Below are 12,892 nucleotides of genomic sequence, written 5' to 3' on the forward strand. Positions count from 1 at the left end.
GTCCCGAACTGTGATCGCGTGTCATCCGCGCGGCAGAGGCTTATAGTGTAGGGCTGACTCCGACGCTGCGACCTGCCGACTGTGCGCATTCACCACCCCGATTTCACCCGTGTGCGGGCCATCTCCTTCGATCTGGACGACACGCTATGGCCCGTGCAGCCGGTGTTGATCGCAGCCGAGACCGCGATCTACGCGCGCATCCAGGCGCGCTACAGCGCGGTGTCTGACGCGCTCGATTTCGACGCGCTGCGCGCGCGTCGGATGGCGTTCTTTCAGGCGCACCCGGCCTTGCACCACGACCTGACGCGGTTGCGTCGGGTGTTTTTCGACGAGCTGTTGGCGTCCTTCGGCTACCGCGACGGCGGCGACGCGCTGCTCGAGGAATTTCTGGCACTGCGCAACGCGGTCACACCCTACCCGGGTTGCGAGGCCTTTCTCGAGGCCTTGGCCGCCCGCTACCCGCTGGTGGCCTGCACCAACGGCAACGCCGACGTGTTCAAGACGCCCCTGGCGACCTACTTCAGCGCGTCTGTGCGCTCCGAGGACGCCGGCGCGGCCAAACCGGACGCGCGGATCTTCAAACAGACCTGCGAGGCCGTGTCGGTGCCGGCAGCGGAACTCGCGCACGTTGGCGACAACCCGGTCACGGACGTGATCGGTTGCCAGCAGTTCGGTTGCCACGGCGTCTGGTACAACCCCGACCAACTGGCGTGGGCCCACCCCACGGCGCCGCCGCCGCACGCCGACGTGGACGGGTACGACAGCCTGGCGGCGCTCTTAACCGGATGCTGAAAAACGTCGCGAGAAGACCACATGCGAGGCGCGAGCAGCCGGCCCGGCGCTCCGGCAGAGGCCGAGACATATCACTGGTCCGGCACACGGGCAGATAGGCGAGGTTCGAGCAGCCGGTGCGCCGGAGCGACAGCAACGAAGCAATTGGGTGGGGACGCCCGGTCTTCACAATGGTTTTTCAGCGCCCTGTCAACGTCGAGTTGAATTGTCTGCAATCGGGCGTGGAAATTTCTTCAGCGCCAGCCGCCGCGCCGCGCCCTACACTCGAGGCAGGATCCCCATCCGGCAGTCTGCGATGACCAACACATTCGAGGATTTGCTCGCCAGCGGCCGCGTGCTGCTCGCGGACGGCGCGACGGGTACCAACCTGTTCACCATGGGTTTGCAAAGCGGTGACGCACCGGAGCTCTGGAACACCGATCACCCCGATCGGATCAGCGCGCACTACCGGGCCTTCATCGACGCCGGGTCCGACATCGTGCTCACCAACACCTTCGGCGGCAACCGCAGTCGCCTGGCACTGCACCGGGCGTCGGACCGCGTGCGCGAGCTCAACGTGGCTGCGACCCGCCTGTTGCGCGAGGCCGTCGACGCCAGCGGCCGGCGCGTGGCCATCGCGGGATCCATGGGCCCGACCGGCGATATCCTGGAGCCGAGTGGACCGCGCACGGTGGCCGAGGCCACCGACATCTTCCGCGAGCAGGCGCTGGCACTCGCCGACGGCGGCGCCGACGTGCTGTGGCTCGAGACCCTGTCGTCACGCGAGGAATCAGAGGCTGCGGTAACGGCCGCGGCCGAAACGGGCCTGCCGTTCGTGATGACGGTTAGCTTCGACACCAATGGCCGTACCATGATGGGCCTCACCCCAACCGATGTCCGGCAATTTCAAGCGGCACAAGCCACACGCCCTGCGGCTTGGGGAGGCAATTGTGGCCTCGGCGCGTCAGAAGTCGTCGCAGCTCTTGTCACGTCGCAACGCGAGACGCCACTCGGCGTCGACGCCCTCGTGGCGAAAGCCAATTGCGGTATTCCACAATACCTTGACGGCAAGATCGTCTACTCCGGTACACCCGAGGTCATGCAACGGTACGCCGCTCTGGCTATTGATGCGGGCGCACGCATCATCGGCGGTTGCTGTGGCACCACACCGGCCCATCTGGCCGCCATGCGCACCGTGATCGACACGCACGAGCGCGGCGCTCTGCCCACACTCGACGCCATTGAAGCCTCCCTCGGGTCGGTATCCGAGGGGACACGCAGGCTGTTCCGAGGTGAAACGACACCGAAACCGGCCCGTGCAGGTCGCCGTCGCCCGGTGCGCAAGGCGAGCTGATGGCGTCGGATCGCGTGGCGCTCTCGGTCAACGCAACCGGTAGCGCAGCGCGGTGTTCAAGCGCCCTTTGACCCCCGAGACGGCATCCTCATCCGAGCGGGACACGCTGACCGAGAGGTCGAGCTCGAAGGTGTTGCTGATGTCGTAGATGAACCCGCTGGTCAGCGTGTCGCTGGTGTCGCTCTGTTGGCGCACGTGACTCCAGTTGTTGACCCAGTCCACCACGTCGGAAATCTCGTAGGTGTAGCTCAGCTGGTTGCGGAAACTGCCCTGGCCACTGCGTTCAAGCGAGCGGCTGAAACTCGCATCCTCGATCAGTTGTCCGCGGTTGCCGAAGGGTTTGGCGTAGCGGAAGTTGAGGTTGACTGCGGCGTCGCCGTCGTCGCCACCGGGGTCGGACACCAGGTAGCCCACACCCAGGCGGGTGACAAAGCCGTGCTCGCGCGTGTTGATGTTCTCGCGGCTGAGCACTTCGTCGATCTTGATGACACCCAGCGCACCGAGACCCTGCCCGTCGATCAGGCCCGCGCCGAGCAGCGTCTCCTCGATGTCGTCGTACCAGGCCTCGCGGTAGCCGTCCTCGCCGAGACGCGCACGGTATTCCGCCTCGCGGTTGATCGTCTGCGCGAGGTGCAACAGCACCACGTCGGACGGGTAGATGGTCAGCAGGCGGTACTCTTGCAGCACGGAGACCATGCGGATTGCCCGTGCCAGTGCGGTGGCGTTGATCACCCGTCCGTAGCCGACACCGGCCTGCACAAAGGCGAACGCATCGGCACCCGGCGTTTCATCTCGAAACTCGCCACCGGCAAACCAGAATTGATTGGGGTTGCGGTCGCGGTAGCTGTCGTAGCGACCGACCGCCGAACTCGTGATGTTGTCCGCGCTCCCGGCCCCGTCGGCGGTGCCACGCGAGAGCGTGCCGGTCGCGTTGCCCTCGATGCTCCAGACCAGCGGCAAGGTGCTGTAGACCCGCCGGTAATCGGCGTTGATGGTCAGGCTGTAGCTCGATTGAAAATCGGCGCGCGGCAGCACCGTGCCGCTGTCGATCGCGGCCTGAGATTGGCTCTGGTTGGCCAGCTCGGCGTTGAAGTTGCGGTTGTTGGCCGAGAACTGCCCGACGACAAACGCCTCTTCCCACTCGCTGTTGGGGTCGACGTAGTCCTCGAGCGTGATGCCCACGCCGACCAGGGGCACGGCCAGCAGGCTCAGGGACAGAAGGCTCGCTCGCAAATCGAAGGGCACAACCGGAGTTCCTCTGGATGCCAGTTCACCGCACAGCGCGGATTCGGTCCGTCATTGTACCCGTGACCGGGGCGCCCCGCTCGCGCGCGAAACGCCACCCGCTGCCGTCAGAGGTTGAACTCGCGGGCCGCTTCGACGAGGTAGTCGTGCAGGTATTCCGCGTGGCTCCAACGCACTTGCAGGCGCGCGCAGTGATCCGACTGGATGGTCAGCAGCACGGTGCACTTTGCCATCCGCGTCTGTCGAGTCGAGCCCGCGGGCAAGGCCTGGGCGGAGACGTCGAGCGGCGTGAGTTTGGCCAACACCTCGCGCGTGGCCACACCGCCGAGTTCGAGCACGGTGAAGTAGTCGCTGACGTCGACCACCGCGCTGTGCGCCGTGCCGAAGCCGTCCCGCAGGCGCGTCACTTCGGCGTCGACCCGATCCAGCGGCACGTGCACCTGCCACTCGTCCGGTCCCAGGCAGACCACGCGCACGCCGTCGGCCTCGGCACGCTCGCCCACCGCCGTCGGCAGGGGGTTGTCCCCGGGTGCGAGGGTGGCGGCAAACGCTGCGTCGTCGGCGGCACCCCGCACGGCAATCTTTCCCGACAACGGCAGCTCGCGCACGCTGACGGCGCCGTTGAGGGCGTTGGTGTCCTGCAGCGCGGTGCGCGCCGCCGGTGTTCCGTTCTGTGTCGTCATCAGCTTTTCACCCGTTCACCGGCAGGGTCGACGAAGACCGGATCGACCACCTTGGCGCGCACGGCGCGGCCGTCGATCAGCGCGAGGTCGACCGTGCTCCCCTTGCGGTTGAACCCGTCTGCGATCACGGCCATCGCGATCGAGCGCCCGCCGTCGACGTTCGGGCTGTAGTAGCTCGACGTCACGTGGCCCAGCATCGGCATGGGCGGCGCGGCGCGCACCTCGGAGACGATGTGAGCGCCCTCTGGCAACACCAGTTCCGGGTCTTCGGTCAGCAGGCCGACCAACTGTTTGCGCCCTTGGCGTGCGGTGTCGCTGCGGCTGAGTGAGCGCTTGCCGAGAAAGTCCGCCTTCTTCTTGCTGACGATCCAGTCCATGCCGAGGTCCGCCGGCGTCATGGTGCCGTCCGAATCCTGGCCGACAATGATGAAACCCTTCTCCGCGCGCAACACGTGCATGGTCTCGGTGCCGTACATTACGAGTTCCATGTCCGCCCCGGCTGCCACCAGGGCTTCCCAGACATGCCGACCGTAGCGCGCCGGTACGTTGACCTCGAAGGACTGTTCGCCGGTGAAGCTGATGCGGAACACCCGAGCCGGCACACCGGCCAGGGTGACGGCCTTGTAGGACATGAACGGCAGCGCCTCATTGCTGACGTCGTCGTCCGTGAGTTTCTGCAGCAGTTCGCGGGACCGCGGGCCGTTCAGGGCCATCACCGCCCACTGCTCTGTAACGCTGGTGGCGTAGACACGCTTGTCGGGCCACTCGGTCTGCAGCCATTCCTCAATCCAACCCATGACCCGCGCAGCGCCGCCGGTTGTGGTGGTCATGTGGTAGTGGTGTTCACCGAGTCGCGTGGTGACACCGTCGTCGAACACCATACCGTGCTCGTTGAGCATGAGTCCGTACCGGCACTTGCCCACTGCGAGACCCTGCCACGCGTTGGTGTACAGCATCTCGAGCAGCCAGGCGGTGTCCGGCCCCTGCAGGTCGATCTTGCCGAGCGTGGAGGCGTCGAAGAGTCCCACGCCGTCGCGCACGGCTTTGCACTCGCGCCGCACAGCCGCGTCCATGTCCTCGCCGCCGCGCGGGTAGTAGCGCGCCCGCTTCCAGTCGCCGACGTCCTCGAACACCGCGCCATGCGCCTCGGACCAGGCGTGCATGGGCGTCTTGCGCACCATGTGGAAGAGGTGACGTCGGTTCTGCCCGACCACGGCGCCGAAGGTCAGCGGCGTGTAGGGTGGCCTGAAGGTGGTCACGCCGATCGAGGGAACGGGCACACCGCGCGACTCGGCCACGATACCGATCGCATTGACGTTCGAGGTCTTGCCCTGGTCGGTGGCCATCCCCGTGGTGGTGTAGCGCTTGGTGTGTTCGATGGACTCGAAGCCCTCGCGCTGGGCGAGCAGCAGGTCGGCGGCCGTGGCGTCGTTCTGAAACTCGTGGAAGTGCTTTTTCGGCCCCTCGCCAAGCGGGTGGTCGGTTGGCACCACCCAGAGCGGGCGCAGTGCCGCACCGACCGGCGCCGCCTCGGCCCGCGGGCCGTCGCCCTCGCCACCACCGGCCGCCCAGCCCTCCTCAAGGCAGTGCGACAAGGTCAGGCTGCCGTTGCACGCGCCCACCGACGCGTGCGCCATGGTGGGGGCGGTTGCGGCGGGTGCGAAGGTCTGGGTGTCCTCGCACCACCGCAGTTTTCCCTTAGCCTGACTGTGCAGGTGCACCGCCGGGTTCCAGCCGCCACTCGAACAGACCAGGTCGCAGTCGATGCGCCGCACGGACCCCGACACGGTGCGCCCGTCGGCACTCAGGCTCATCACGTCGACGCCCTGGATGCCGCCGCTGTAGCGCACGGCCGTCACGGCGCTGCCGAACACCAACTCGACACCGGCGCTGCGGGCGCGCTCCGTGACCGCGTCACCGGCGCTTGTACGGCAATCCACCAGCGTCACCGGGCGGCCGGCACCCACCGCGTCTATCGCAGTCGCATAGGCGCTGTCGTTGTTGGTGAACACGACCACGGCGTGGCCGGGCAACACCCCGTAGCGGTGCTGGTAGGTCCGCACGGCCGACGCTAGCATGACCCCAGGACGGTCGTTGTCGGCAAACACCAGCGGGCGCTCGATGGCGCCGGTGGCGAGCACCACCTGTTTTGCCCGCAGTTTCCACAGGCGCTGACGTGGCACGGCGTCGCTGCGTTGCGGACCGAGATGCGCTGTCACGTGCTCGGTGGCAATCAGGTAGTTGTAATCGAAGTAGCCCGTCAGCGTGGTGCGCGTCAACACACGCACGGTGTCCGCCGCCGCGAGCTCGGCCGCCACGTCGGCCACCCAGTCCACGGCCGCCTTGCCGTCGATCTCGGCCGTGTCGCCGAGCAGGGCACCGCCGAGTTCGGCCGACTCGTCGACCAGCACCACCCGTTTGCCCGCGCGAGACGCGGCCAGCGCACAGGCGAGGCCCGCCGGCCCGCCGCCGACGATCAGCAGATCGGGCTGGTCGTAGCGGTGCTCGTAGCGGTCCGGATCCGGCTCTTTCGGCGCAACACCAAGGCCCGCGGCCCGCCGGATGACGTGCTCGTAGGTCGTCCACATGCGCTCGGGCCACATGAAGGTCTTGTAGTAGAAGCCCGCCGGAAAGAACCGCGACAACCAGCTGTTGACCACGCCGATGTCGTACTTGAGGCTGGGCCACCGGTTCTGGCTGTCGGCCTGCAGGCCGTCGTAGAGCTCGACACTGGTGGCACGTGTGTTCGGCTCGGTGTAGGCACCACGTTCAAGCTGCACCAGGGCGTTTGGCTCCTCGACGCCGGCGGCGAGGATGCCGCGTGGCCGGTGGTACTTGAAGCTCCGGCCGACCAGCGTCACGCCGTTGGCCAACAGCGCCGAGGCGAGTGTGTCGCCGGCGTACCCCGAGTAGCTCTGGCCGTCGAACTCGAATCGCACCGGCTGGCCGCGGTCGATGCGGCCACCCGTTGGCAGTCGGTAGTTCGCGCTCATGCGCCCTCCAACTCAAAAGCCGGAATCTCTTCACCCGGCTTGTAGAAACCCAAAAACTCGTCAGTGGCCGTGTTTCGAACTGCAATGAACCAGCGACCACAACCGTGGTCGTGGGACCAACGCTCGTAGTGGATACCCTTCACGTTCTTGCGAAAAAACACGTAGTCGCCCCATTCCTCGTCGGTCATGTCGAGTGCATTCGCAGGCCGGGCTATGAACGCTTCGCCGTGGCAATGGAATTCCGTTTGGTCGCGCTCGCCGCACCAAGGGCAAGTGATCAACAGCATGCTCGTTTCCCCTTAGTGTGCCACCGCAGCCGCGGCGCCTTCGTCAATCAAGGCACCACTGTGGAAGCGATCCATCGAGAACGGCGCCGCTATCGGGTGCATCTCACCGTTGGCCAACGAATGCGCGAACACGTGGCCGGAGCCCGGTGTGCACTTGAAACCGCCAGTGCCCCAACCGCAGTTGAAGTACATGTTGCGCACGGGCGTCTTGGTCAGGATCGGCGAGCGGTCCACCGTCACGTCGACGATGCCACCCCACTGGCGCAGCATGCGCATGCGCGTGAACAGGGGGTACAACTCGCAGATGGCCTGCAGCGTGTCCTCAATGACGTCGAAACTGCCGCGCTGTGTGTAGGAGTTGTAGGCGTCGGAGCTGGCCCCGATCACGAGCTCGCCCTTGTCCGATTGGCTGATGTAGGCGTGCACGCCGTTCGACATGATCACGCAGTCTACGGCCGGTTTGACCGGTTCGGACACCAGCGCCTGCAACGGGAAGGACTCGAGCGGCATGCGAAAGCCCGCCATCTCCGCGACGACCGAGGAGTGGCCCGCGGCAACCACCCCGACCTTCTTCGCACCGATGCGGCCGCGCGTGGTTTCAACGCCGACAACGGCGCCGTCCTGGATGTCGAAGCCGGTCACTTCGCAGTTCTGGATGATGTCAACGCCAGCGGCGTCGGCGCCGCGCGCATACCCCCAGGCCACCGCATCGTGTCGGGCAGTGCCGCCGCGCCTCTGCAGCAGCGCCCCGAGCACCGGGTAGCGGCCGTCCATCTGCATGTAGGGCACCATCGCCTTGACCTGCTCGGGCGAGAGGAATTCGCTGTCGATCCCGTTCAGGTAAATCGCGTTGCCGCGGCGCTGGATCTCCTGCATGTCGTGCACGCTGTGCGCAAGGTGCAACAGGCCTCGCGGGGAGTACATCACGTTGTAGTTGAGCTCGCGAGACAGGCCCTGCCAGAGCGTCATCGCGTGGTCGTAAATCGCGGCAGACTCATCCCAGAGGTAATTCGAGCGCACGATCGTGGTGTTGCGGCCGGTGTTGCCGCCACCGAGCCAGCCCTTCTCGACCACCGCGACGTTGGTGATGCCGCACTCGGTGGCCAGATAGTACGCCGTGGCCAAGCCGTGCCCGCCGCCGCCAACGATCACGATGTCGTACTCGCGTTTCGGGTCCGGGCTGCGCCAGGCGCGTTGCCAGTTCTGGTGGTAGCTCAGTGCGTTCCGCACCAAGGAGAAAACGGAGTAGCGCGACATCAGGCCTGCACCCTGTGGATTTCGACATGCCCACGGCGAGACCCTCCCGCGCGCTGGCTGCGGCGGCATGATAGGGGGCCGTCGGGGCGGCAGTTTGCTCAAAAGCGACGCTCGCCGATGACGGCGAGCGCAGTCGGACCGCACGCTGACGGATTCTGCCGCGGTGGTCAACTCAGAGCGGTCCGCCCTGTGACGGACCGCACCCGAGGATTGACCGGGTCAGGCGGCCGCTCAGGCCGCCTCGAGGGCGAAGACGGGGTCCGTGACACTCAAACCGAGGCTTTCACCGACTTCGGCGTGCGTGACCTTGCCGGCGATCACGTTGAGGCCGTTGCGCAGGTGCACGTCGTCGAGCAGCGCCTGCTTGACACCCTTGTTCGCCAGTGCCATCGCGTACGGCAAGGTCGCGTTGTTCAGCGCGTAGGTGCTTGTGCGGGGCACGGCACCCGGCATGTTGGCGACGCAGTAGTGCACGACGCCACTGACCTCATACGTGGGGTCGGCGTGGGTGGTGGCGCGCGAGGTCTCGAAACACCCGCCCTGGTCGATTGCGACATCCACCAACACGGCGCCCGGGTTCATGCCGGCGATCATTTCACGGGTGACGAGCTTCGGTGCAGACGCCCCCGGAATCAGCACCGCACCGATGACGAGATCGGCCTCGCGCACGTGGCGCTCCAGGGCATCGTGGGTCGAGTACACAGTGCGTGCACGACCCTCGAACTGGGCGTCGAGCGCCCGCAACGTGTCGACATTGCGGTCGAGCACGGTCACGTCGGCGCGCAGGCCCACTGCCATTTCGGCGGCATTGCGCCCAACCACACCGCCGCCGATCACCACGACCTTCGCGGGTTCGACGCCCGGAACACCGGCGAGCAACAGCCCGCGGCCACCGTGGGGCTTCTCGAGTGCGGTCATGCCGGCTTGAATCGACAGCCGACCCGCCACCTCGGACATCGGCGCCAACAGCGGCAAACCGCCACGCGCGGAGGTCACGGTCTCGTAGGCGACACAGGTCGCGCCGGAGGCCAACAGGTCCCGCGTTTGCTCGGGGTCGGGGGCGAGGTGGAGGTAGGTGTACAGCAGCTGGCCTTCACGCAACTGTTTGCGCTCGGCGGCCTGGGGTTCCTTGACCTTCACGACCATGTCCGATTCGGCGAAGATCTCCTCGGCGGTGTCGACCACACCGGCGCCAACGGCGGTGTACGCGGCATCGTCCGCGCCGATCCCGGCACCGGCACCGGACTCCATCGTCACACTGTGACCCGCGCGCACCAGTTCGCGCGCGGCAGTCGGTGTCAGACCCACGCGGTACTCGTGGTTCTTGATCTCTTTGGGGCATCCGATTTTCATGGGGCGTACTCCAGTTGGCGGACTGACCGGGACGTTCCGGCCTTGTCAAATCCCGCGCACAGTTTGTACCGCCCCATACCGTATAGTGTTGCTATTTGGCGACAATTCCACCCTGGAAAACAATTTTCTTCTAACATTCCCGAATAACACAGAACATTATTCAGATCATGCAACGTGGTACCACAGACGCGGTGGAACTGGACGACCGCGACCGACGGATTCTCGAACTGCTGCAGCACGATGGGCGCATGTCGAATGCCGACCTGTCCGAACGCGTCAATCTCTCCCCGTCCGCGTGCCTGCGCCGCGTGAAACGCCTTGAGGACCTCGGTGTCATCGACCGCTACGTCGCCCTGCTGGGGCGAACGCGACTGGGCCGTGCCGGCACCGCGTTCCTGTTGATCCGCATGGAGCGCCAATCACGCGACCTGTTCAAGCAGTTCGAGCGCGCTATTGTGGCCATACCGGAGGTGCTGGAAGTGCACCTGATCGCCGGCGACGCCGACTACATCGTCAAGATGGCCTACCGCGACGCACAGGACTTCGAACGCTTGTATTTCGACGATCTGATGAATCTCCCGGGGGTCATTGGCACCCAGACCAAACTGTCGCTACGATCGGTCTACAGTGATACGGCGCTGCGTCTCAACCGACCCTAGCGTCACCCGCCGCCAGACCGCCGAGAGCCCAACCGATGGACCTGTTCAGCTTCGAAAATCTCTTCACCTTGATGATGCTGGTGATGTTGCAAGCCGTGCTCGGCTTCGACAACCTGCTGTATATCTCGCTCGAATCACAGAGTGTGCCCAAGGCACAGCAGTCGCAAGTGCGCAAGCTTGGTATTGCGCTCGCCGTGATCCTGCGCATCGTGCTGCTCTGGGCCCTGGTGTCGGTGCTCGACAAGTTTCAGACCGAGCTCTTCCACATCGAGTGGGTCGGCGTGATCGTCGGGACATTCAATCTGCAAGCCGTGGTTGTGTTGATTGGCGGGGTGTTCCTGCTCTACACCGCCACCAAGGAGATCAGCCACATGCTCGTCATTGAGGTGCACGAGGCAGGCGATCGACCACGCAAATCCTTTTTCGCCGCGCTGACCTGGATCGTGCTGATGAACGCCGTGTTCTCGTTTGACTCGATCCTGTCGGCGATGGCATTGACCGACAATTTCACGGTCATGGCAACGGCCATCATCATCGGCGGGGTTCTGATGATCTGGCTGGCAGACCGCGTCACCGACTTCCTGAAGAAGAACCGGATGTACGAGGTGGTGGGCCTGTTCATCCTGTTCCTGGTCGCTGTCATGCTCATCTCGGAGGGCGCCCACCTCGCGCACCTCAGCCTGTTCGGCTACGCCATCGAGCCGCTGAGCAAAGCCACGTTCTACCTGGTCATCTTCGTGATGGTACTGGTGGACATCGTGCAAACGCGCTACCAGCGCAAGCTCCAGGCCTTGTTGCAACGGGCCACCGCGAAGACCGGTCAGTCCGCGTCCTGAGTTCCCGGCCCTCCGGAGCCCGTCCGGTTGCCGGGCGCTGCGCTCAACGGGTCAACGGGACGCCGTTTTGAGCATGCGTTCAGCCTGCTCGGGTTCGAACACCGAGGCCCAACTCGCCACCATCTGGTTGTAGTTGCTCTGACACACGGCGCGGTCATCACGTCCGGTGTCGGCGTCGCGGTGGCAGGTACCCGACCAGACACGTTCGATGCTGTGGCCGTGGTCCAGCCAGTAGCTGTCTTCACCGGCCACGGCGATGGTGTCGTCGTACAGGTACATGGCGTTTTGCGCGATGCGCGCGCCGTCAGGCACGAACTCCAGCAGGATCACGGTCGCGAGATCAGAGACGGCATCGTCGCCCAGCCGCTGCGTCGCCGGGTCCTGTTGCGCCATGACGGCATGCGCCAGCAAGTGGATCGCCGAGTACATCATCGCGTCATCCGCGAGCGTACCAAGCGATTGCCCCTCGGCGAGGTGTCCAACCGCCGTGGCCCGACGCACCACACTTTGCCAGTGTCGATAGCTGAGCACGATGGTGTTGGTGGTCGGATCGAACCCACTCTTGGACGCGTGCCCCACCGTGACGCCGAGCTCACCGCGCATCAGCGTGTACCGGTCCGCAACCTCAACGAGTTTTTCCAGGGTGCCGGCGCGCAGCAGCGCATCCCGTGTCTCGCGCGCAGCCGCAGTCTGCGGCCACTCGACACTGACAAAGGTCTGGCCGGCGAGCAGCGACGAGGAGAGCAGACACGCCGCCACTGCTGCGGCCCTGATCGTGGTCGTGAACATGACGCTGTACCTGTGGTTTAACCGGTAATTGTAGGCACCCGAACGCGCGCTGTCCTCTACGGCGTCAGTGTCCCAACGCTGCAACAGCGCCAGCACAGCTATCTCATTTATCGATCACACATTCGCACACAGATTGCCGACAACTGGCGAAGCCATCCGCCCCCGAGCAGAATGCGAACTGGGCCACAGTCACACCCCGAACGGCTCAACACACTTCGCGCTCACGCAACCCGATCAGGCGATAGCCATGGTTTCTCCGACGCGTTTCTGTTTTTCCCTGCTCGCTCTGGCCGTCTTGGCTGCCTGCGACGGCGACATCGACCCACGCACGGTCCAGTTGGGACAGGCGCCTCCATCGGACGACTACGAACACGCGGTGCCTGACACCTCCGCCGGTGGCGGTGGTGGTGGCGACACGGGCGGTGGCGACACTGGGGGAGGCGGAGACGGCAGCGGCGGTGGCGCAGGTGCCGGCACGGGAACCGGCGGCGTCGAACCCGGTCCTGGCGGCGATGGCGGCGGCGGCGGCGGCGATGGCGGCGGCGGCGATGGCGATGGCGGCGTTGGCGGCGATGGCGATGGCGGCGATGGCGGCGGCGGCGATGGCGGCGGCGGCGATGGCGGCGATGGCGGCGGCGGCGATGGCGGCGACGGCGGCGATGGCG

General features: G+C 65.7%; 12 protein-coding genes. 4 read left to right on the forward strand and 8 right to left on the reverse strand.

All coding sequences use genetic code 11. The features are described 5' to 3' along the window. Positions 1–81: 81 nt before the first annotated feature. A complete protein-coding gene (locus tag AAGA11_12245) occupies positions 82–792 on the forward strand; it encodes an HAD family hydrolase (protein ID MEM9603626.1) in 711 nt (236 codons plus the stop codon). 295 nt (positions 793–1,087) lie between these two features. Beyond that, positions 1,088–2,125, forward strand: a complete 1,038-nt coding sequence (gene bmt, locus AAGA11_12250) for a betaine--homocysteine S-methyltransferase (GenBank protein MEM9603627.1) — start codon at positions 1,088–1,090, stop codon at positions 2,123–2,125. Positions 2,126–2,152: 27 nt separating this feature from the next. On the opposite strand, the gene AAGA11_12255 is transcribed toward bmt, so the two are convergent. The 6 genes from AAGA11_12255 to ald all read right to left on the reverse strand — a co-directional run bounded on the left by AAGA11_12255 (position 2,153) and on the right by ald (position 9,943). After that, a complete protein-coding gene (locus tag AAGA11_12255; GenBank protein ID MEM9603628.1) occupies positions 2,153–3,370 on the reverse strand; it encodes a hypothetical protein in 1,218 nt (405 codons plus the stop codon). A 107-nt stretch (positions 3,371–3,477) separates the two neighbouring features. After that, a complete protein-coding gene (locus AAGA11_12260) occupies positions 3,478–4,053 on the reverse strand; it encodes a sarcosine oxidase subunit gamma family protein (protein ID MEM9603629.1) in 576 nt (191 codons plus the stop codon). Then, complete coding sequence (locus AAGA11_12265; protein ID MEM9603630.1) at positions 4,053–7,046, reverse strand: sarcosine oxidase subunit alpha family protein; 2,994 nt, start codon at positions 7,044–7,046, stop codon at positions 4,053–4,055. The genes AAGA11_12260 and AAGA11_12265 overlap by 1 nt, the downstream gene beginning before the upstream one ends. Beyond that, positions 7,043–7,333, reverse strand: coding sequence for a sarcosine oxidase subunit delta (locus AAGA11_12270; protein MEM9603631.1), 291 nt, complete (start codon positions 7,331–7,333; stop codon positions 7,043–7,045). The genes AAGA11_12265 and AAGA11_12270 overlap by 4 nt, the downstream gene beginning before the upstream one ends. A gap of 12 nt (positions 7,334–7,345) precedes the next feature. Beyond that, positions 7,346–8,590 (reverse strand): sarcosine oxidase subunit beta family protein, encoded by a 1,245-nt coding sequence (locus AAGA11_12275; protein ID MEM9603632.1) that lies wholly within the window; start codon positions 8,588–8,590, stop codon positions 7,346–7,348. Positions 8,591–8,821: 231 nt separating this feature from the next. Beyond that, positions 8,822–9,943 (reverse strand): alanine dehydrogenase, encoded by a 1,122-nt coding sequence (gene ald, locus AAGA11_12280; protein MEM9603633.1) that lies wholly within the window; start codon positions 9,941–9,943, stop codon positions 8,822–8,824. A 167-nt stretch (positions 9,944–10,110) separates the two neighbouring features. On the opposite strand from ald, the gene AAGA11_12285 reads away from it, so the two are divergent. Further along, positions 10,111–10,602, forward strand: a complete 492-nt coding sequence (locus tag AAGA11_12285; GenBank protein MEM9603634.1) for an Lrp/AsnC family transcriptional regulator — start codon at positions 10,111–10,113, stop codon at positions 10,600–10,602. Positions 10,603–10,637: 35 nt separating this feature from the next. After that, positions 10,638–11,438: a TerC family protein gene (locus AAGA11_12290; GenBank protein MEM9603635.1), complete on the forward strand. Its 801-nt coding sequence runs from the start codon at positions 10,638–10,640 to the stop codon at positions 11,436–11,438. A 51-nt stretch (positions 11,439–11,489) separates the two neighbouring features. Here AAGA11_12290 and AAGA11_12295 read toward each other — a convergent pair whose 3' ends face one another. Continuing rightward, positions 11,490–12,227 carry a DUF4344 domain-containing metallopeptidase gene (locus AAGA11_12295; protein MEM9603636.1) on the reverse strand — a complete coding sequence of 246 codons (738 nt, stop codon included), beginning with the start codon at positions 12,225–12,227 and terminating at the stop codon, positions 11,490–11,492. 205 nt (positions 12,228–12,432) lie between these two features. Further along, the coding region (locus AAGA11_12300; GenBank protein MEM9603637.1) for a hypothetical protein at positions 12,433–12,892 on the reverse strand (460 nt) is incomplete at its 5' end.

Source organism: Pseudomonadota bacterium, from assembly GCA_039196715.1.
Taxonomy (GTDB): Bacteria; Pseudomonadota; Gammaproteobacteria; order CALCKW01; family CALCKW01; genus CALCKW01.